The organism is Methylosinus sp. LW3 (assembly GCF_000527115.1).
GTDB lineage: Bacteria > Pseudomonadota > Alphaproteobacteria > Rhizobiales > Beijerinckiaceae > Methylosinus.
In genome coordinates this window covers 103,074-122,427 of sequence record NZ_AZUO01000005.1, presented here as the reverse complement: position 1 = coordinate 122,427, position 19,354 = coordinate 103,074, and the positions used below count along the sequence as shown (strand labels likewise).

Annotated in this window: 19 protein-coding genes; 4 read left to right on the top strand and 15 right to left on the bottom strand. The window is 64.1% G+C overall.

From position 1 onward, the window contains the following. Nucleotides 1-42 precede the first annotated feature (42 nt). The 15 genes from METLW3_RS0124470 to METLW3_RS0124395 form a co-directional block, all read right to left on the bottom strand. Nucleotides 43-531, bottom strand: a complete 489-nt coding sequence (locus METLW3_RS0124470; RefSeq protein ID WP_024882340.1) for a hypothetical protein — start codon at nucleotides 529-531, stop codon at nucleotides 43-45. A gap of 59 nt (nucleotides 532-590) precedes the next feature. Further along, nucleotides 591-1,568 (bottom strand): type IV secretion system DotC family protein, encoded by a 978-nt coding sequence (locus METLW3_RS0124465; RefSeq protein ID WP_084485000.1) that lies wholly within the window; start codon nucleotides 1,566-1,568, stop codon nucleotides 591-593. Beyond that, on the bottom strand, nucleotides 1,561-2,028 hold the full coding sequence (locus METLW3_RS0124460) for a DotD/TraH family lipoprotein (RefSeq protein ID WP_024882338.1): 468 nt from the start codon (nucleotides 2,026-2,028) through the stop codon (nucleotides 1,561-1,563). Before METLW3_RS0124460 ends, METLW3_RS0124465 begins: the two co-directional genes overlap by 8 nt. Before the next feature lie 12 nt (nucleotides 2,029-2,040). Continuing rightward, entirely contained in the window at nucleotides 2,041-2,271 is a 231-nt protein-coding gene (locus METLW3_RS0124455; RefSeq protein ID WP_024882337.1) for a hypothetical protein, read from the bottom strand. Nucleotides 2,272-2,366: 95 nt separating this feature from the next. Then, nucleotides 2,367-5,420, bottom strand: a complete 3,054-nt coding sequence (locus METLW3_RS0124450) for an ATP-binding protein (RefSeq protein WP_024882336.1) — start codon at nucleotides 5,418-5,420, stop codon at nucleotides 2,367-2,369. A gap of 3 nt (nucleotides 5,421-5,423) precedes the next feature. Next, nucleotides 5,424-5,810 (bottom strand): hypothetical protein, encoded by a 387-nt coding sequence (locus METLW3_RS0124445; RefSeq protein ID WP_157516689.1) that lies wholly within the window; start codon nucleotides 5,808-5,810, stop codon nucleotides 5,424-5,426. 351 nt (nucleotides 5,811-6,161) lie between these two features. After that, nucleotides 6,162-6,572, bottom strand: a complete 411-nt coding sequence (locus METLW3_RS0124440) for a hypothetical protein (protein ID WP_024882334.1) — start codon at nucleotides 6,570-6,572, stop codon at nucleotides 6,162-6,164. Between the two features lie 241 nt (nucleotides 6,573-6,813). Further along, on the bottom strand, nucleotides 6,814-7,164 hold the full coding sequence (locus tag METLW3_RS0124430; RefSeq protein ID WP_024882333.1) for a hypothetical protein: 351 nt from the start codon (nucleotides 7,162-7,164) through the stop codon (nucleotides 6,814-6,816). A 54-nt stretch (nucleotides 7,165-7,218) separates the two neighbouring features. Continuing rightward, on the bottom strand, nucleotides 7,219-7,755 hold the full coding sequence (locus METLW3_RS0124425) for a hypothetical protein (RefSeq protein WP_024882332.1): 537 nt from the start codon (nucleotides 7,753-7,755) through the stop codon (nucleotides 7,219-7,221). Nucleotides 7,756-7,794: 39 nt separating this feature from the next. Continuing rightward, nucleotides 7,795-9,180, bottom strand: a complete 1,386-nt coding sequence (locus tag METLW3_RS0124420) for a hypothetical protein (protein WP_024882331.1) — start codon at nucleotides 9,178-9,180, stop codon at nucleotides 7,795-7,797. Nucleotides 9,181-9,190: 10 nt separating this feature from the next. Beyond that, on the bottom strand, nucleotides 9,191-10,516 hold the full coding sequence (locus METLW3_RS0124415) for a DotG/IcmE/VirB10 family protein (protein ID WP_024882330.1): 1,326 nt from the start codon (nucleotides 10,514-10,516) through the stop codon (nucleotides 9,191-9,193). Further along, nucleotides 10,517-11,473 carry a DotH/IcmK family type IV secretion protein gene (locus METLW3_RS0124410; RefSeq protein WP_024882329.1) on the bottom strand — a complete coding sequence of 319 codons (957 nt, stop codon included), beginning with the start codon at nucleotides 11,471-11,473 and terminating at the stop codon, nucleotides 10,517-10,519. A 16-nt stretch (nucleotides 11,474-11,489) separates the two neighbouring features. Then, nucleotides 11,490-12,116, bottom strand: a complete 627-nt coding sequence (locus METLW3_RS0124405) for a DotI/IcmL/TraM family protein (RefSeq protein WP_024882328.1) — start codon at nucleotides 12,114-12,116, stop codon at nucleotides 11,490-11,492. A 296-nt stretch (nucleotides 12,117-12,412) separates the two neighbouring features. Beyond that, a complete protein-coding gene (locus METLW3_RS0124400) occupies nucleotides 12,413-13,732 on the bottom strand; it encodes a hypothetical protein (protein ID WP_024882327.1) in 1,320 nt (439 codons plus the stop codon). Between the two features lie 90 nt (nucleotides 13,733-13,822). Next, nucleotides 13,823-14,263 carry a helix-turn-helix domain-containing protein gene (locus METLW3_RS0124395; RefSeq protein ID WP_024882326.1) on the bottom strand — a complete coding sequence of 147 codons (441 nt, stop codon included), beginning with the start codon at nucleotides 14,261-14,263 and terminating at the stop codon, nucleotides 13,823-13,825. Nucleotides 14,264-14,968: 705 nt separating this feature from the next. Here METLW3_RS0124395 and METLW3_RS0124385 point away from each other — a divergent pair. The 4 genes from METLW3_RS0124385 (at nucleotide 14,969) to METLW3_RS0124370 (ending at nucleotide 19,340) form a co-directional block, all read left to right on the top strand. Beyond that, nucleotides 14,969-15,457, top strand: a complete 489-nt coding sequence (locus METLW3_RS0124385; RefSeq protein WP_024882325.1) for a hypothetical protein — start codon at nucleotides 14,969-14,971, stop codon at nucleotides 15,455-15,457. Further along, nucleotides 15,454-16,005, top strand: a complete 552-nt coding sequence (locus METLW3_RS0124380; protein ID WP_051465650.1) for a hypothetical protein — start codon at nucleotides 15,454-15,456, stop codon at nucleotides 16,003-16,005. The genes METLW3_RS0124385 and METLW3_RS0124380 overlap by 4 nt, the downstream gene beginning before the upstream one ends. 99 nt (nucleotides 16,006-16,104) lie before the next feature. Further along, nucleotides 16,105-17,226, top strand: coding sequence for a hypothetical protein (locus METLW3_RS0124375; protein ID WP_245267515.1), 1,122 nt, complete (start codon nucleotides 16,105-16,107; stop codon nucleotides 17,224-17,226). 65 nt (nucleotides 17,227-17,291) lie between these two features. Further along, on the top strand, nucleotides 17,292-19,340 hold the full coding sequence (locus tag METLW3_RS0124370; RefSeq protein WP_024882322.1) for a hypothetical protein: 2,049 nt from the start codon (nucleotides 17,292-17,294) through the stop codon (nucleotides 19,338-19,340). The last annotated feature ends 14 nt before the right edge of the window (nucleotides 19,341-19,354 follow it).

Sequence of the window (19,354 nt, the reverse complement as noted above, 5' to 3'; positions counted from 1 at the left end):
TCCTCCTGCTTCAGATCGTCGCGCGTCCGCTCGACATTCAAATCAACGCAGGAGGCTACTGCGGCGCCGAACCACCGAGGCCCGCCAGCGCACTCGGAAGCCGAGCATGTCGAGCACTTTCGCCATGTTCCCGGCTCCGACTTGTTCCGCCGCCCATTTGTCGGCGTCGAGTTCGTAGAGTTGATAAGCGACTTCCATCCAGAGGTACGCCGCCACGACGCCGAGTCCGATCGCGCCGGCTTCCCAGGCCAAGGCCAATATCGGGAACCCGCCGGCCCAAATGATCCAACGATAATGCTGGCGTGTATGGGCCACTTCGTGGGCGAGGACGGCCCGCGTAATGTCGGCGCCGGCGTCCAGGGCTCCTTGCGAGATCGTGATGACGATGGGCCACGGCCGGGGCCAAGGCGTGCAATGTCCGTCGAGGCCTTTGTTCTTGACGCTCACGGAGAGGCGATGCGCTCGCGTCACTCCCGCCTCGCGCATCAGATCTTCAAATTCAGAATGCAAAAGGACTTGATCGACAGCCATGGCGTTGCTCCTTCTCTACGAACCCAAATCAGTCGATGCGGCCGGAAACCACTACGTCCTCACTTCGGACACGGCCCGTGGCGCTTGGGCGCCCAGCGCCGCGCGTCGGCCTGCAGGCCGGGCTGATCGGTGATGCGGATGGTCCGATCGCCGGCGCGCAGCTCGTCGCGGCCGCCGTTGACGATGCTGTTCTGGAAGGCGACCTTTGGATGCTCGACCAGTCCAGCGCGCAGCAGCACGCGGAACCGCGCCATACCGACGATGTCGCGCTGCAGGCGACCAAGGTCGGAGAGAAAAATCTCCACCGCCTGCTTCTCGCCATGCGCCCATCCTTCGGCCACCCATTTATTCCAATAGGCGGCTTCCTGCTCGGTGCGCGGAAGCACGGCGTCATGAGGCCGCGTCGGCGCTTTCCAATTCCGCACGAGATAGGCGCGCCAATTCGGCGGGGCGGAGGCGAGCTGCGCTTCGCGCGTGATCTGATAGACGCAGTCCGTTTCGCGGGCGACCTGCGCATTGTCGCCGAGCGCGAAGGCGAGTTGTCCCTGGGTCACGACGGGAGGACGCAGCAGGGTCCGGCCGCCGCCGAGCGGCAGCACCACGGAGCCGAAATCATAGCTCTTGTCGAGCGTCGGCTCATAGCGGCGCAGCATATCGTTGATCGCGAAAGATCGCGCCGCCAGGCCGCCTTGCGCCCCGAAGCTCAGCGCCGCCTGATACAGCGTCTCTTCTCGCCCCGGCTCCAGCCCGAGCCCTGGATCGCCCCGCCCGGCGCGCACCGCCTGCAGCGCCTCGAGCGACGGCGGACGTTCGCCCCCGACGACCGCCGGCTCCTGCGCCGCTCCGGTGATCGGCTTGTTCAGCGGATTGCCGAGAACATGCGCCGCGGCGTCGATCTCCTCGGGCGAAGGAGCCGGAGGGACGGGATAGACCTTGATCCCGCCATCGGCGAAGGCGGACGAAGCCACAAGCGTCGAAGCCAGAAGCGTCGAGGCCAGGAGTGTCGGGACGAGCTTACGGAGCGGGAGCTTAGACATGATAAATCACCTCGATGCGATGATGCTGCGCGTCGACCTGAACGGTCGCGCGGTCGCCCGCGGCGCTGCCGATGGCCTGGAAAATGTCGTAGACGCGCCGAGGGCCGGATTTGATGCCGATCGACACCGACTGAACATTGAACGCAGAGTCGACGACGACGTCGTATCCGACTTCGCCAGCGAGCTTTTTCACCGCCCCTTCGATCGGTCCTTCCCATTCGAAGGCGACGATTTTTTGCAGCTCGGCGGGCACGACGGCCGGACCCTGGCGAGGAGCCGGCCGCATTCGACCGATCTCGCCCATCTCCTTGTCGACATGATCGACGCTTCGTCGAAGGGCGATCTCCGCATTCGGCATGCCGGCTGCGTCGACCGTCGTCGGAACATCATGCGCGCAGCCGCCCAGAAAGCCCGACGCCGACAGTAGGACGAGAACGCGACATGGATGGTTGGCGCTCATGTGATTTGCTCCTCAATCTTTGCGCGCTGACGCTATTCGGCGTCGGCGCGAATGACGATGCGGTCTCGGCCGCTTGTCGTGACCTTTGATGAGACGACGTAGCTCGGCCTCTTCGGCGATCGCGACGGATTCGGCGTTATCGATGTCGAGCGCGCTGCGATGCTCCATTCGAGCGACGTCGCGCGTTCCCGAGCCGAACATGACGATGCCGTTGGGGCGAAGCTGGATGCGAAAGCTGGGCATGGCGACGCTCCTCGATCACAAATTCTGGTCGAAACGATTCCCCTGCTCTGCGCGAGTTTCAATCGCTCCCGCGCGTGGAAAATATTTGCGCGACTCTATTGCGCCGCCGCCGCAGAGAACTCCGAGCCGCCATCGCCATATCGGAGCTTCGCGCCGATCCCCCGCGCATCGGCCAGCTCGTTCGCCAATTCGTCGACGACGCCGGTTTCCGCGCGCGCGTCGAGCTCTCCGCGTCGCATGCGCTTGGCCTTGCGTTCCTCGATCTCTTTTTCCGCCGATCCGCCCGGGAATATTCTCGCGAGACGCCGCAGCGCCTCTCGAAACCCGATGCGGTCATAGAGACGATTGCGCAGCGCCCTGTCGCCAGGGGTCGTCGACAGCGCCCACAGCTCGATCGGCCCGAGCGTGTTGACGAGCATCTGCTCATATTTGGCGTTGTCCGCTTGCAGCACTGCCAGGAACGGCGCCCCGGCGGGACCGGGTCCATGAAGGCGGTGGCGGACGATGTCGGCGCTCGCTTCGGAGAGATTGAAGCGCTGAACGATCTCTTCTGCTTCCGCGTCGTCGCCGGCCCGCAGCACGAAGCGGCCCGTCGATTGGCTGACGATCGCGTCGCCCATATCGCTCAGACGCTGACTGGCGAAGCCGAGCTGAACATTGTGCTTGGGGCCTTCGCGCACATCGAGCTCGGCTTGGGCGCGCACTTGCGGACTGCCTTGCGTGCGGTGCCATTCGTCATAGTCGAGCCGCTTCACCGATTCGTAGATTTCCTGGAAGCGGGGTTGGTGGAAACGCCGCGCCTCTTCCGGCACGAATGGCAGATAGTCGGGCTTGAGGAAGAAGTTGCGCGCGATGATGTGGCGAGCGAGCATATACATCATCTCGGTCTGGCGATTGGCCGCCGCCGAGCCGGTCGGCGCGACTTCGGCGAGATCCATGACGATGATCCGCGCCGCCCCGAAATCCAGCCGCGTCGGACTGTTCAAGGTCGGAAACTTGCGGATGACATCGTAGATGTAGCGCTCGAAGAGGTCCGAGGCCTGCTCCGCCGTCATGGCGATGGTGAGCTTGCCGAACATGTCCTTGACCTGATCGGTGCGCGCGGCTCCGACCAGATCTTGCAACAGCGGAACCGCATGCCGTTGCGCCACTTCCGCGAGACGATAATCCCCGACCGCGCAGAGGGCCTGCACCACGTCTCGCCAATGCGGCTCGTCATGATGCAATTCGACGCCGTGTCGGTCGATCGCCGCGTCGATGAGAGGCTCGACGCCACGCCGATAGCGCTTGGGCGACGCCCCTGGAACGTCGGTGCAGAGCCGATAGGCTTCGTCGATCACGATGCCGATCATCTGGTTCATGCCTTCGAAGGGCGTGCTCTGATCCGGCGGCAGCGTGATCAGCGCCAGAAAATTCTGCAAGAACGCCTTTTCGAGCGGCAGCGGATATGCGCAGCCGACCTGCAGATCGAAGACGTTGAACTCGAAGCCCGGCGCGAATTGCATGCGCGTGTAGATCGCCTCGTGCCGGCGCTGCGGTCCCAGGGCTTCTTGAATGAGCAGCACGAAGCCTTCCGCCGAATCGCCGATATCGACCTTGCCGATCAGAGGCAGCTTCGCCCCGACCGCCCCGAGCGCGACGGAGCTGAGGCAGAGGCCGAGGTTGATCGTATTGGCGAGCACCGATTTTCCCGAACGGGGCGGCGCGACGAATGTGTCGAGGACCTGTGGGCGTTTCGATCCGCCCGAGGGGTCATAGGGCCACATGGCGCCGTTCGGCTGGCGGAACAGCACGCTGCCTCGGTCCCAGGGCGAGGCGGTTCGTCCCCAGGGCAGCATCGCCAGCACGTCGCCGATCAGCGCCACCGACGGCGGCGCCGTGGACGCGAGCGCCAATCCCGGCACGCTGCCCATGACGCCTTCGAGCGGATCGCCGATGACGGTCGTGCCCCGGCAATTTCCCCAGGCCTCGAGGCGTTGCTTCAGCGTCGACAGTCGCAGCCGCAGCTTGCCCACTTCTCCGAACGGAGCCCAGGTCGCGAAGGACGCGCGCAGGCGTACGGCGATATGGTTGTTGTTTTCGCGCTCGCGCTTCAAATGCTCGAAGGCGCGGGTGATGTCCCGGTTGCCGGGAAACATCCACAAGAACTGCGCGCCGGCGCTCTTCAGGAGCATGTCCGAATTGCCGCCGCCCTCGATCACGAAGGATACGCGCCAAGGGACGCGATCCTGCCCGAGCCGCGATGACAGCTCGACGAAGGGCCGCGGATCCTCCGGCCCCATCGTCATATCGACGCAGCCGTAATCATAGAGGCCGATCTCCACGCGTTGCCCGTCATGGACGACCGCGTCGGCGTCGAAGAAGAGATCACGGATCGCCGGCCACATCAGCGTCTCCAGGATGGGACGCTCATCCTTCTCATCCGGCCAGCGCGGACGAAAAGCGTCGCCGACCAGGGTCGGACGCCAGCCGGAACCGACCGTCTCGCGATACATGGCCTCGCGAGCGACCACCAGAGCATCATGGGCGGATATCTCCGTCGCGGCGACGTCGAGCCCTTTCAACGACGACACGACGCGCGAGACGAAGCCGGTGTGCCGCGCCGCCATGACGTCGCTACGCAGATAGAATTTCTGGGCGTCGCCGATGTTCGGGCATTTCTTGGCGCTGGCGGCCTGCTCCTCTTTCATCTGCTTGCGCTCTTCCTTGGTGAGCGTCGTGGCGCGCGTCCACAAGATGAAATACGCCGCCTCCCAGCGCATCATGCCGGTCCAGAGCTTTTTGCGCTCCTCGAAAATATCGCCCAGCTCCAGCCCGATCTCCTTGGCGATCTCCCGGCAGGCCGACATGTTGACGCGCTCGATCTCGACCGCCGCGAGATCAGGGTCGGAGGCGTACCATCCGACGATCGCATGTCCCCTATTCTCCAGCGTTCCGGAGATATCGATGCGCATGGCGTTGGCCAGGCGATCGATGTCGGCCCGCGTCGACATGCGGCGCATGCCGCCGAGACGCAGGAAGCTCACATAATCGCCGTGCTTGGTGACGAGGGCGTCGCCATGCGCGGCTTCGATATCGCAAAAGCTCGCGAGGGGCTGCTTGGCCATCAACGACATTGCGGCGAGCCCGCGGGAAATCCAATGGAGCATTTTCTAACTCCTCAAAATCGATGCGAGCCTCTCCTTGACGAGCATGCGCGGATAAATGTCGCGGCCGTCGACAAAAAAGCGTCCGAGCGATAGCAAGCGCGCGCCGCCGAGCAGCTCGTTGCGACGGGCGTAAGAGCTCGGCGAGATAAACGACAGAGCTTCCGCGAGATCGCGTGGCGACGACGTGCCGAGGCGCTGCTTCGCGATCCGACTGCGCTCGACGAGAGCGGCATAGGCCGAGCTGGCGGCGAGCAGATCGTCGGGACTGTTCGCGGGAAGGGGATCGAGAGGCCACGACACGGATTTTCCGTGCCTCGCGAAAGACGAATGCACGCGATGCACGAGCGCATTGACGGCGCCTTGCGTGAACTCCGGCATCCAGATCAGCACCGCCTCGCGGTCGATCTCGGGTCGATCGAGGTTTTGAGCGAGGCAACACAGCGCGCAGCCACATGACTCATCGGAGGTTTCCGATCGCCCTTCGCTCCAGTTCGTGATTTCGCATCCGCAATGTGGGCGCCGATCGGCGAATTCTCGCGCACGCGGCTGCGCCACCTCGAAAGCGGGCCGTTCGCGATGGCTCATTGCCGATAGTGAAAGAGTGAGCATTGCGGCGCGCCTATTTCGAGATCGAAGCGTCCTCGCCGGCCTTCGGCTCTACGACCGAACGACCGGCGAGGACCTCTCTCTCCCCTGCCCGTCGCCGCGTTACGCCGGCGAGGAGCACGAAAGCATTTGGCGTCACTGGAAGGTGATGACGCCCGCCTGGTCGGTCACTTTCGCGCCGGCGCCGGTGGTGGTGTAGGAGGCCTTCTGGATCCACGAGCCGCCGGCGACGAACAGGCCGGTCAGCACGAGACCCGTCAGACCGGCCGCGACTTTCCCGCTCTCGCGATTTTCCGGCTGACGCGACTGCCACAGGAACCAGACGCCAGCGACGAAGGTCACCAGAGCGGCGACATACATAGCGGTCGAGCCGGCGAAGCCGCCGGCCGTCGAGAACTCCTTCGCAATGCTCTGCACCTGCGAGCCGAGCGTCTGGCCGGCCGCCTGAGCAAAGGCGCTCGTCGCTCCGAGTGAAACGGAGAGCGCCGCGCCGGCGAGCAACGACGATACATGGGATTTGATTTTGGCGATGGTCTGCAAGTTCATCTCCTTCGATTGAGAGAGCGGCTCACGCCCTCGAAAAAAAGATTCGGACGAAGTTGTGCGAATATCGAGCGTCGCGTTTGCGCGCCGAAAATATTTTTTTGTGCCTATCGCTGCCGAGCGCAGAGATAGGCGATCACGAACAGCCACACGCCGGGGTTTATCGCGATCCCCCAAAACAAACCCTTCGCGACCTTCTCGCAGATGGTTGTTCCGGGCGCCGCGAGGCGATGGAGGAACAGCCTCATCGCGAACCTCCGAGGAGAAACACGCTCATTCCGGCGAGGCCGACGCCCACCGCCGGAACCATTGCGATGTCGGCGAGCCCATATCGTCCGGCGTTGGCGAGAAAGAGCCGTCCCCAACGTACGACCGCGAAAAAGTAGACGACGCAGCTGACGAGTGTCGCCAGAACGAGATAGAAGCTCATCGTCGTCGTGAAGCGTTCGGCGAGCGCTTGCCGTTCAGCGAGATCGAACACGGTCGTGACCGACAATCCGAGCCCTGCGATCGAAAACAACCACGAATAGAACAACGCCCAACCAACCAAGGTGATCACGATTGGAAGCTGCTTCAGCTTCTCGACAATCTGCATGATGTTTTCTCCCCCCTGCGACGCAGGCTCGAATCGGCCGGCGCGCGCGACGGTTCACGTCCGAAATACGGAAACCAGCCACGTCGCGACGGTCACGACATTGATGAGCATGATCCCGAACATGAACTGCACGCCACAACCGCCGGCGCTGCGATTGCTGCGGCCCGCGATCACCGCATTCCATGTCAGCATCGCGAAGAAGCAGGACATCGCGCCGACGGCCTGGAAGAACCCCTGGAACAGCGTCACGATATTGACGACGGAGTCGCCAGGAGTTTGCCCCAAGATGTTCCCATTGACGGTCGGCGCCGTGTAGCTCGTCAACGCCCCGATCGACACTTGCAGATTGGTTCCGGCGGTATTGTTCGCCATCGTCAGAATCGACGGAAACGACGCGAAGGCGCCCGAGAGGACGAGCGCCACGAACGGAACCCAGGGACGGCCGCGATAGGGATTGTGGCTCTGTGATTGCGTCCAGAATCCCCATCCGGCCGACATGAACAGCGCGAGCGCCGTCAGATAACAAAAGGTCGGCAACAAAATCGCGATTGCGTTGCCGATCTCTCCTGCGAAATTGACCAATCCTTGCACGTCAGCCCCCTCCTACCGAATGCCGGAAAGCCGATCCGCTCAGCGGATCGGCCCCTTCTCCGTCTGCACGACCCATTCGGTTCCGCGCTGGCTGATCTTCGTGACGCGCCCATAGCCCGGCACATGCGCTCCGATCCCGATTTGCAGCGGGGCGATCTCGTCTCCACTGCGATCGAGTTCGGCCAGCATGGCGAGCCCCGGCGACGCCGCCTGCACACGATATCGGGCGGGCGGAGTGGGAGCGTCGGGCTCGCTCTTTGTGGACAAGGACGCCGGGACGACGCCCTTCATCGCTGCCGGCCGCGTGGTCGGGGGCGCAACGGGCGGGCTCGCCTGGTCCGGCGGCGATGTCGGAGTGGCTTTGGCCGCGTCGAGCGAGCGCTGCGCTTCGCCGAGGTTCAAGCGCCGTTCGAAATCGTTCAGCTTCGCCTCGATCGCGCGCGCCGTTCTCTTGTCGCTGTCCTGCAGCGTGGCGATCTCCTCTCTGGTGCGGCGCACCAATGTCGAGAGCTCGGTGATCATGCCGAACAATCTCGTTTCCATCTCCAGCTGCTTCTCTTCCGCCTTGATGGGCGCGTCCGGCGGCAATGACGCGACGCGTTTGACCACTTCCTCTCTCGCCGCGGTGGGTACGGCGACGGGAAGCGTCGCCGCGGGCGCTGCGGCGATCGGGGCGGGCGACGTCGAGGCGGGCGCAGCCGCCGCCTTTGCGGCGACGGCAGGCGCGACTTTCGGCGCCTCGGGAGCCGCGGTCGCGGGTCTTACGCCGACCTCTCCGACGACCCCCGGCGACACCGGAGCGGGCGCGGGCGCGGCACCGGCGGGCGGCTTTCGGTTCTCCGGGTCCTTCTCTTTTTCGGGGCTCCAGAACGCTTGGACCTCCTCCGCGATCTTCTGAGGAGGCGACGCCGCCGGCATTTCCAAGGTGCGCTCGACGCGCTCGTTCAGCGGGACAGCAGCGAGCTTCGACGCCGGAGCCATGAGCCCGGCGTCGACGCCTTTCTCCGTCACCCCGCCCTCGAAGGCTCCGCCATTCGGCAAAAGAGCGACTGCGGCGATGGCCGCGACGCCGAGAGTCGCGAGAGAAACCGAAGTCGCGAGCCTGTAGCGTTCGAACGGATCGAAGAAGTTCGTCCGCACGCCCTTTTCGTCGGCGCGCGGAGCGTTCGGCTCGGCGTCCGCGTCCGAGAAATGAGGTTCCTTCGCCGCCACAGTGGGCTTTCCTCGGGGACCGAGGAATTCCGTGCGGATGCGCGCGAAGCTGGTCGCGATCGACGCGGCCAGCGTTTTCTTTTGGGCGCCGTGGTCTTCCTCGGACTTCGGCTCGCTCGGCGCCGCTTCGGCGTCAGCCTCGGGCAGGCCGAGGGCGAGCTCGCGGCTCTCGTCGCTATCGACGAAATTCAGATTGGCGGCAACATCGCTCATTGGTGTTCTCCTACTTCGTGTTGAGACTCGCGGGATCGACGCTCACCGTTTCCGGCGCCGCGGCGACATTGGACAAGAAGATGACGCCGACGCCCGCATTGGCGGCGAGGAAGACGGTCGCTCCCTTCGGCGTTTGCTGTTGCAGCGTCTGGCCGATCTGCGCAGCCGCCGCGCCGCCGGCGATGCCCGCCTGCTGTCGGAAATCCAGCTTGCCGTAGCTCTGGACCATGCCGCCGAACGGCGTGTAGCCGATCGTCGAGTTCGACAGCGCGATCGCCTGTCCGAGACCGGCGACAAATGCCGCCGCGGTCGGCAAAGCGAAGCGCTCGATGTAATGCTGGTCGACGCTGGTCGCGACGGCGGTCTCCATGCTGTCCGGCGCGATCACCAGGCCTTGCACGTTGATCGTCTGTCCGTGGTGCTCGACCGAATTGATCCGGACAATGAGCCGCTCGGTGTCGCCGAACAGCGCGCCGACCGCCTGGTTCTTGGAGAAGGTCCCGATCATTCGGTCGCCCGCAAGCGGTCCGGTGTCCGCCTGCAGGACGATCGGTCCTCCCGTGTCGGAATTGACCGAGAGCACCGTATGGGCGTAGACGCCGCGCCCTGCCGGGACCAAGACGTTTTCCGCCGCGCGTTGCTGTGGTTGCGCGGGCGGCGCCGAGCGCGCGCTCGCGGCGCGTTGCTCGACGCGGCCGCCCTGCCCCAGCGCGAGATCGTCTCGAACATCCGTCGCCGGCGCCAAGACCAGATCCGTGCGCGGCGGGCGTCCTTCCCACTGCTTGAACAGATCGGCGACCGCCTGCTTGAATTGCTCCTCGTTCGCTCCCCCGCTCGCGTTCGTGCTCGTGGGCTCGCTGGCGGCGATCTGCTCCACGCGCGGCGCTTCCTCTTGTGGTCTTTCGGGCGGGACGTAGATCGGCGCCGGCTCTGGTATCGGGACCACTGCCGGCTCGGGCGGAGGCTCCAACACGGTGCCCTCCTCGGGCTCGCGCCGATCGACGAGCCGCAGCGGCGCGGCCGCCGGCAGGGGCGGCGTATAGGACGCCCCCGACGCGAGCGCTTTGTCCGCCTGCACCTGCGCATGTCGCTTCAGCAACGCATCCTGCGCCGGATTGCTGTGCATTCCGCCCGGAAGCGGATCGACCTCCGGCATTTTGGCGACCGACGATTCCGGCGGCGTCGGATGCGTGATCGACGAGACGCCGACGAGCAGCGCCGTCATCGACACGCCGACCGCGGCGATGGTGACGATCCGCGCCGGGCCGCCTCGGCCGCCTCGATTGAACTCACGGAGCTGCGACAGCAGCGAGATTTTCGAAAAGAGATTAGACACTCAATCCTCCGTCAAAGAGGCCGAGACGGTGCGTCCCTGATGGGAGAGCAGCACGACCGGCGTAGCGGGAAGCTGGTAGACGGTGAGGCCCCCTTCGGCGGCCTCGGACGCCGTCCATTCCGGGGAGATCAATGTGAGGCGCGTGCGCAGATAGACGCGATCGCCGAGCCGCCAGGCGCGCAGCTCATCCGGAGAGACGCCTCTGACCGACATGGGCGTCGCCTCGGCGGGGGGAACGCCGTCGAGCATAGCGGTGAGGAACGGCGCCGCCGTGTCCGGCGCGTTCGCGCGCACGGTCCCGGCCTTCGCATTTGGACCGCGCTCCGCCACCTGGATCGAGATATCGGCGTCGTAGCGGGCGCCCCCGCCGATCAGCAAGAAGCTGATCGGCTTCGGAGCGCCCTGCAGCGTCACCACGAGGCCGCCGCGCGGGTGCAGCGACATCGGCGTGATCTCCAGGACATTCGATCCCTTCGCGGGCGTGCAGACATAAAACCCCGTGGCGGCGACCGCGGGGCCGCTGGCGTTCGGCCCGGTGTTACAGTTGCCCCCTTCCGTGACGGCCGCCGGATTGCTGTTCGTGTCCCATTGGATCGGCCATGGCTCGCCGGTGCGGTCGAAGAAGGAGAGCGCCGTCGGATAGCCCTTGACGGTCTGAATGATGTTGACCGCCTGCCCCGGCGTGAACGAGACATTGACGCGCCGGCTCGCCGGCGCCGCGAACTCCGTCGTCGCCTGCTCCTGCGCACGTTTGTTGTCTCCGAAGCGCTTGCCCAGATCCCGGATCATTCCGGGCGTCAGAGGAATGAAGTTCGCGGCTCGATCGGCCGATCCCGACGCCTGCACGCCGCCGCCGTCCGCAGCTCCAGGAATGTTCGCCGATTGCTGCGCGAGACCTGGCGAAACAGTCGCCAACAGGACGACTGCCCCGCCGAATAATATGCGTTTGTTCAGCATGTTCTCGTCCTCGTTGCTATTGGCGAACCGCCACGAGCTCGTCGATCTCCAAGCCGTCCGGTCGATCCTCGTCGTTCGTTCTCGTGACGAGCGCTTTGATCACGAGATTTTGCGTGATGTTCTGCTGGCTGTTCTGGCAGGTCTGAACGATCGGAACCTGGATGCGGTAAGCGAGCGCTCCCGCGATCGTGGCGACTTCGCTGATGACGGCGGCGCGCTGCGCCTGCGCGTAGCAGAGCAGCATCGATCGTTTCATCGTGTCGAAATTCTTGGTGTCCATCACGCTGGTGGCGAAACTGTTCCAGCCGCGCTTGGAGAATCTTCGACTCGCAGCCGAAAGCTGCTGCGGATAGTCATTGTAGTTGATGTTGTAGGGCGCGAGCGCGGCGCGCGTCGACCAATCGAGCAGCTGCGCGTCGTCGACGATCGGCGTGTCGAGCGCCGTGACCTCGCGCGTCTTCCGTCCGTCGATCACAAAATATTTCGGGGTCGGCGGATGCGTCCACAGATACGCGTCGTGGACGACGAAGACCGTCGCCAGCAGCGACGATCCGATAGCCAGGCCGATGGCCTTGGATAGAAGAGACGCCTGAAAATCCGGATCGGACAATCGGCGATTGATCGCGGCGTGCTCGTTTTGCATGAAGCCATCCCTCTCGAAAAGATTCGACGTCGACGATCATCGAGAGGGTGTGTGCGAATATGAAGCGACAAATTATCGATGCACGAGGCACGCCCTCTTTCGCGAAACACAGTGTCACGACGAGGCGTCGCGATGCGACGCCGCGTGATCGTCGCGATTGAACGATATTCGTTCGTTCTGCGAATCGCCTGACGCGCGCACCCGCGCACAACGGCTCACGCGAAGCGCTTGCCATTCGCGCAGAAGCCTGCGCGCGAGAGCGCGGCGATCTATCGGTCGGCAAGGGGCAAAATCGCCTATATGTTCATGTCGAACGGTTTCAGCAGGCATTTTACGGCGCGCAGGCTCACGCCCCTGCGAATCTCGACGCCGGCCGCCAACGCATCGTCTTTCCGCTTGTGCTCGGCGGCCGCCGCGGCGGTCGCATGCTTGCCGATCCCGGCATTTCGTCTTCTCTCGTTGCTCTTCTGAACGTAGGAGGGGCCATGGTCTCCGGGCGCACGGAATATCAAGGCCCCGGTCACGCTGCACGCTGTCGGGGCCCACACCTTCAAGGCGTTCTCGTATCGCTGCCGATCGAAGGTGGAGTTGGTTGCCGTCTTCGAGCTGATATGCGTCCGCTCGACGTGGCTGCTTATGCAAGAACGGCTGAAGCCCGTCGCTTCTTCTATCGCGGCCTTCCTCATTCCGCCCAGTATCGCGATAGCCGAGGTGACGTAATTCTTCAGGGCGGGATGGCGCCCCGTGTCCACACCGGCCGGTAGTCGGTTCGCGATAAAGTCGTCGATCGCCGCAGACCACTCCGGTTGCGCGTCGGGCGACAAGGTCGAAGGCGTCACTTTCCGGCGCGTTGACTGCTTTTTCTTTTTGGCGGCGACGAACCGGCCCTTTTTTTTAGGCTCAGAGGGGCGGTCGGTCGGAGGCGTCGTGAGCGACGGATTCGCCGGTTCCTCTTGCGGCGCTGGCATTTCCTGCGTCGCCGCCGCTTCCGTCACCGGGCAATCCATAGGCGTCGATGAAACGTCCGGCGCCGTCTGCAGGATTTCCGATGTCTCTCGGGGCGCCGGCGTCGCGAATGCTTCGGGGGATTGTTGGCGTCGTGTTCGCTTCCGGTTTCCCGTCGCAGCCGCATCGGCGCCGAAGCGCGTCGTCGCCGATGCGGCGTCGGAGTTCTTTGGCCGCTTGGTCTTCCGGCGGCCGTCCGCCGGCGCCGCGCGTCGCGTCGGCAAGCCGATCCGGCGGCGCTTTCCATAGAGCGAACCCGCGGAACGTCCGAGCAATTCGGCCAGTGCCGGGACATGGACGCCACATGTCCATCCGACGATGAACAGCGTGTGATCCATCAGCGACCACGCATTGTTTCGTGGTCGGAATGGCTTTTCGAGTTGATCCAGGCCGATGGGAATCCCGCGGCTGGAGATTTCGTCGAGGATGGTCGTCCGCGCAGAGCCCAAATAGGCTGCGATGGCGTCGACGCCGAGACCGACGTGCAACATGCCTTCGATGAGGCCCTCGGCGCCAGCCAATTCTCGGCCCAACAGCGCCAAAAGCAATCCCGCCTCATTGGGCGTGGCTTTGAAAAGGGTTGTTTGGAATGAACGGTCGCAATCGAGCATCGCGTCTGCTCCAGCTCTCACCGAAGCAGACGTCTAACATCGGATACGATTAGCGTCAACAGGCCATAATTAGGCCGCTATCGATATTCCCTAATTTCCAGGCTCCAATTCCTTCATCAGCTCGAGGTAGATGAGAACCTGCTTTTCGATGTCGTCGAACGAGGAATCCACGGTCTTGCGCCGAGAACGAAGCGTCTCCAAGAGCTCTGCCGACCTGTTCGCGAGATTTTCCGACAGTCGAAACGACAACTCTACTTCGCGATCACCCTCCGGCAGCACGGTGGCCAACGACACACCCAAAGCCGACGCAACCCTTTTCAGCATCGTGATCGAACTGTTCTGCGCGCCTTTTTCGATCAGGTAGATGCCCGTCGCCGCCATCCCACACCGTTCGCCCAGCGTCCGTTGCGTCCAGCCGAGCGATGTTCTCAACGCCCGAATTCGCTCCCCGATCGCGACAAGAAGCGGGTCTCGGGTTTCTTCCGATTCCTTTCCGTCTTGTTTTTCGTCTTCTTTTTTCTTCCTGACCATCGCCCGGCGCCTCGCCTCTCCACGGTGATTTATTATTCGTCTCTCATATCCGCTACCGAATACGGCCGATCGACAACGCCGCGTCCTATAAAACGGCCGCTCCATTGCCGATTCCACTTCGTCGCGACCCGACGCCCACATCGTCGATTCGCAGTGGTCATTCGCGCAGACCGCTCGCACGCTCCCCGCATCAACGGAGACATTCCCATGCGAGCCTCAACGATCCTGCGCCTCTGTCCGACCCTGCTTTTAATATGTCTTCATGGCCCGGCAAAAGCCGATTTCGCCGTACTTCCACCCGAACAAGGAACCGCTTCCTCGCCGACGACGCCCACAGAGGCCCCGCAGCGCTCACCGATGCCGACACGCCAGGCGGCTCGAGCCTCGAAGAACAGCAAAACGGACCATTCCACACCAAAGCGTCCGCAAGCGCGAGGTTTCGGTAGAAGCATACCCCTCTCCTTCGCGGTGCGACAAATCGTACCGTCGCCGATCAAAGTCACCTTTGCCCACGAGGCCGATCGAAACGCGCTCGTCGATTGGCGCGGCGGACGAGCATGGCCGAGCGTGCTCCGCGACGCGATCCGTCCGCTCGGTCTCCGCGCGATCGTTCGCGAGCGCGTGGTTTCCATCACCCATCGATAAATCGGCTCGTCATTCGCGCACAACGCTTCGATCCTGCCGTCAAGCGGAAAAGGAGGCCGAATGCCAGATCTCGTCACCACGCATACTGGTAGCTGGCTCGATCCGAGCCAGCTCGATCTGCTGAGCGAGCTGCCCGAGGCGGCTCGTCGCGCCGAGTTGGATCCGAGCGTCGAGTCGGCGGTCGTCGCGCTCGGCGTCGCCCTGGACGACGCCGCGGCGTTCGACCCGCCAGGTCTCGCGCGATGCATTCGAACCGACCCGGCTCGAACCTTGTTCCAGTCCGTGCTCGCGCAGCTCGGGAGTGAGCGTCTCCTGCGCATGCTCGATTGGTTGACGGAACCCGACAAGCCGAACCGGCAAGCGATACTCGCCGCTCTCTTCGCGCCCGAGGCGGGAGGCGCCTCCGATGCGATCCGTAGAGCGACGCGTTTCGCGAGCAGAAACGCGCTGCTTCGTCGCATCACCGCCCACATTCGCATCCGCTCTCTCGCCTTCTGCGCGATCGAGCGCCATCGAGACAAATACAATCAAAGGGAATTCTATCGATGAAACGAACGATCATCTCGGCGACCGTTACGATTGCCCTTTCCACCGCCGCTCTGGCGCAAACCGCGCCGCCATCCGGTTCCGCCGGCGCCTGCGGCACGCTCTATCAACAAGCCGCCAGCGCCGCGTCGGCGCGGATCGCGGCGGACGACAAGGACATTGCACCGCCCCAGACCGTCAAATCGCTCACCTGTCTCGACAACATTCTGAAGGGCGTCGGCCTCAATGTCGTGGTCAATCTCCTCGACCCGACGAATCTATTCAACGCCATCGAAGGTCAGCTCTGCAACGCAGTCACCAACGCGTGGAAAAAGGCGCTCGGCAGCGCGCAATGCGGCATCACGCTCAGCGGATTCAATCTCGGCGCGTTCAACTTCGGCGGAAGTCTCGGCGGCGGTCTCTCCTGCCCCAAGCTGAGCTTCGGCGGCGGAGGACCGCCAATTGGCTACATCGGCATCGGCGGCGCCGGCGGGAGCGGCAGTCTCTACGTCAACGGCTCCGGTCGTGCGCCGACCGGATACACGCTTCCCAACTCGATCGGCCTTTGGTGAGGAGCAAATCCAATGAACAAGACCTCTCATCTTCTTTCGGCGACGACGGGCGTCGTCATCGGCGCCATCGTCTTCGGCGCGGCCCCCGCAAATGCGCAATTGGCGGTCATCGATGCGACGTCGATCGCCGTTCAGCAGGCGCTGCAAAAGCTTCAGGACCAAGCCAATAATTTCCTGAACACGATCACGAGCCAGCTCGGTCTCAGCGGTCCGCTCGCGAGTCTCCTCGGCTCCAGCACCTATGGCGATGTCACCACCCTGCTCCGTCAGGGATTTACCCAAAACGCTAATTACTCGAAGGCGCAGGTCTCTGCCCAACGACAGATCGCCGACGCGTCGAATACCGCGATGGCGCGGTTCGAACGCGACAAGCGAAACGCCGTGATCCGGGATGAGCATGTCGTCAGCCCATTGCATTGCGCCCATCTCGACAACGGACAGACCATCACTGTCGGGGCGGGCCAATCGTGGAAAGTCGCCAGCGCCATCCAGACGGTCGCCGACCAACGCGGCGAAGCGGCAAAGGGCACGCCGTCCTATTATGGAGCCTCGCAGGCCGTCGAAGCGATCAATATGCTGCACTATTCGCGTTACTGCTCCGCGGACGAAGCGGCCGCGGGCCTCTGTAGCGCTTCGCAACGGGAAAACGCCGACCAGCGCGCCTCGTCGCTGTTCGGCACAGGCACCTATGATGGCCAGGACGGCGTCAATTCCGCCAATGACTACGTCACCAATCTGATCCAGCCCATCGTGCCGACGGCGCAGCGCGGCGCGCAAATGACGTCGCTGGTCGCGAAGGAGGCGTCGGTCCGTCGCCGTCAATACGAGTCGCGCATTTCGCTGGCGCGCAGCGTGCTCAACGAGGTCCTCGCCGCGCAGTCGCCGTCGATCCCGCTCAACGCCGCGCAGAAGCAGCAGATGCAGAACGAAGGCCTGACCGCCGTCGACACCGGCTCCTGGGTGCAGGCCCTGCAGCTCGACGTGCATCGCCGCTACAGCGACGTCAATTGGGCGGCGCAGTTGCAGAGCATGACGCCTGCCGCGGTCGAACGCGAAATCGCCAATGAGCTCGCCGTCACCAATTACCTGCTCTTGGAAAACTACCGGATGGTGATGAAGAACGCGAGCGTCAACGCAACGACGCTGGCTGCGGTCGCCGAACGCGACCTTCAAACCCTGAAGCCCGCCGTCGAGCTGCCGACGCCGAACCTCTCCAACTGATCGACCCATGCTCTCCACCGCACAAAATCTTTCTCTCTTTCTCCGTTCCACGAGGCTAGAATTCCATGCCGACCGAACCCGAGAATTCCTCCCACAAGCCCGATCCGACCTCTGCTTCTGAGGACCGGCGCGTCGACCCGCCCAACGCGCAACATGTCGAGGAGCTCCGCGCCGAGCTGAACGGCGCCATGAACCCACGCGAACGCAAAGCCATCAGCGAAGAGCTGACGCGCGCTCGCGACCATCTGTCGACGGTCGATCTGCTCGCCCGGCTCGAGGAACATCGGCCCCAGATCGAAGCGCGCGATCCGCAGCTCGCCGCCCGGATCGACCGCGTCGCCGAAACGTTTCTGGATAATCCGCACGAGCGGCTCAGCGATCCCAAATTCAAGACTGATCTCGCCTATGTGCTTCAGGATGCGGAAAAACTCGTCGAACCGCTCCGCGTCGACAGGGATCTGCGCGACGAGCTCACGCAACTCGCCGCGTCGAGCCCCGGGCTCAAGAACGAGCAGATGCGCAGTCTTCTTCAAAAAACCGAGACGCTCGACGACCCCGATCTCGTCGCGCGGCTTCGCGAGAAGGCGGCGGAAATCGCCGCTAAATCGAACCAGGCGACGAAGGCTGTCCAGGGCGAAATATTCGCCCTGTCCTTCGAGGTGCTGGAGGCCAAGCGCCGAGAGCCCGCCGCAGCGCCGTCCGCCAGCAGTCCGATCGGCTCCGAGCCCGCTACGGCAAAGCCCTCTGTCGGGGACGCCGAACCGCCGTCGCCCCCTTCGAAACCCGCCGCGGATGCCGGGGCCGTCGCCGCGAGGCAGGCGGAGATCGAGGCCTTCGGCGATCCGGCCGCCTCCTCGCGGTCCGTGACGTCCAGCCGTCCTTCGCCGGATCCCGCGGGGCAATCCGAGGCCGAGAGTTCGCGAACCTCTCCCGCGGCCGCCGACGAACTTCCCCACACTGCACCCGTCGCCTCTACCGCGGCGCCGTCGGAGGCGAACGAAGCATCGGCCGCCGAGCCGGCCGAACGAGCCGCAGACATACAGTCGGCTCCTGCGGACAAAGCCAAAATCGAGATCGCGGCCTTCGACGCTTCGTCTCCAACGCCAGCGCGCCCTTCGACCACGTCCGAGCCGGTCCAGGACGTCGCGAACCCCGAGCCGAAATCTCCCCAGGCACCCTCTTCCCAAACGCCTGCGCCGGCAGCTGGAGGCGCGGCGGCGGCTTCGACGCCGGCCAATGACGACCGCAATCTTGCCGCCTCGGCCGCACGGCCGGCCTCTCCGGCGACGTCGCCGAAGGCTCCTGAGCCGCCGGAACCGGACGAGACCGATCCCACCACGAAACATGACGTGCAGATCGTTCAGGAAAAGCTCGTCGTCGGCGGGGTGTTCGGAAAGGCGCTCGGAGTCGTCGGGCGGTCCGCCAGCGCCATCGGCCGAATTCTCGAGGCCGCCACCCCGTCGGCCCAAGCAGCGCTGCAGCAAGGCGCCCAACAGCCGCGCGAATCGTCGGCGCGCGAGAAGCAGGCGAACACCGAAGACGTCCAACGGCGCCTGCAGAACTTCGAGAACACGCGCATGCAATCCAAACGAAACGACTCGATGCTCTACGCCGCCAATACGTCCGGTCGCGCGGCCCTCGACGCGATGGGCGCTCTTCGAGACGCGCCGGGAGCTTCGATCCTCAACCGTATCCAGGACGCCGCCGCCAACAACAAGGGCGGCATGAATGCGGTGATCGAGGGGATGAAGGCTGGAGGTCCGTTCGAAGGATTGCGCAAGGAATTGAAGGCTGCGATCGGTCAGAATAACTCATTTGGCGCTGCTTACGATCGCGCCGCCGAAGCGCTCACTCAATACGGAGTGGATCGTGAGCGGATTGTTTTGGCTCTCGCGTCCCATCCCAACCACTCGAACTGGAACGAGCATTTCAAAAAGCTCGACGCCGCGGTCGGTGAGGCTGCTTCCGCTCTCCCGAAGAAAGAGGGCGACGGCAGCATGCTGGAGCATCTCGGCGAAAAGGCCCGCGAGATCGTCGAAAAAGTGCTCGAAAAAATCAAAGCCGTGTTCCACCGCGATCCCGAAGCGCGGCCCTCTCCGAGCCCAGGACCCTGACGCCTTTTTTCCTT

Bases quoted from the DNA above. Each gene is read 5' to 3' on its own strand.
- METLW3_RS0124470 (WP_024882340.1), bottom strand. From the start codon at position 531: ATGGCTGTCGATCAAGTCCTTTTGCATTCTGAATTTGAAGATCTGATG.
- METLW3_RS0124465 (WP_084485000.1), bottom strand. From the start codon at position 1,568: ATGTCTAAGCTCCCGCTCCGTAAGCTCGTCCCGACACTCCTGGCCTCG.
- METLW3_RS0124460 (WP_024882338.1), bottom strand. From the start codon at position 2,028: ATGAGCGCCAACCATCCATGTCGCGTTCTCGTCCTACTGTCGGCGTCG.
- METLW3_RS0124455 (WP_024882337.1), bottom strand. From the start codon at position 2,271: ATGCCCAGCTTTCGCATCCAGCTTCGCCCCAACGGCATCGTCATGTTC.
- METLW3_RS0124450 (WP_024882336.1), bottom strand. From the start codon at position 5,420: ATGCTCCATTGGATTTCCCGCGGGCTCGCCGCAATGTCGTTGATGGCC.
- METLW3_RS0124440 (WP_024882334.1), bottom strand. From the start codon at position 6,572: ATGAACTTGCAGACCATCGCCAAAATCAAATCCCATGTATCGTCGTTG.
- METLW3_RS0124430 (WP_024882333.1), bottom strand. From the start codon at position 7,164: ATGCAGATTGTCGAGAAGCTGAAGCAGCTTCCAATCGTGATCACCTTG.
- METLW3_RS0124420 (WP_024882331.1), bottom strand. From the start codon at position 9,180: ATGAGCGATGTTGCCGCCAATCTGAATTTCGTCGATAGCGACGAGAGC.
- METLW3_RS0124410 (WP_024882329.1), bottom strand. From the start codon at position 11,473: ATGCTGAACAAACGCATATTATTCGGCGGGGCAGTCGTCCTGTTGGCG.
- METLW3_RS0124405 (WP_024882328.1), bottom strand. From the start codon at position 12,116: ATGCAAAACGAGCACGCCGCGATCAATCGCCGATTGTCCGATCCGGAT.
- METLW3_RS0124400 (WP_024882327.1), bottom strand. From the start codon at position 13,732: ATGCTCGATTGCGACCGTTCATTCCAAACAACCCTTTTCAAAGCCACG.
- METLW3_RS0124395 (WP_024882326.1), bottom strand. From the start codon at position 14,263: ATGGTCAGGAAGAAAAAAGAAGACGAAAAACAAGACGGAAAGGAATCG.
- METLW3_RS0124385 (WP_024882325.1), top strand. From the start codon at position 14,969: ATGCCAGATCTCGTCACCACGCATACTGGTAGCTGGCTCGATCCGAGC.
- METLW3_RS0124380 (WP_051465650.1), top strand. From the start codon at position 15,454: ATGAAACGAACGATCATCTCGGCGACCGTTACGATTGCCCTTTCCACC.
- METLW3_RS0124370 (WP_024882322.1), top strand. From the start codon at position 17,292: ATGCCGACCGAACCCGAGAATTCCTCCCACAAGCCCGATCCGACCTCT.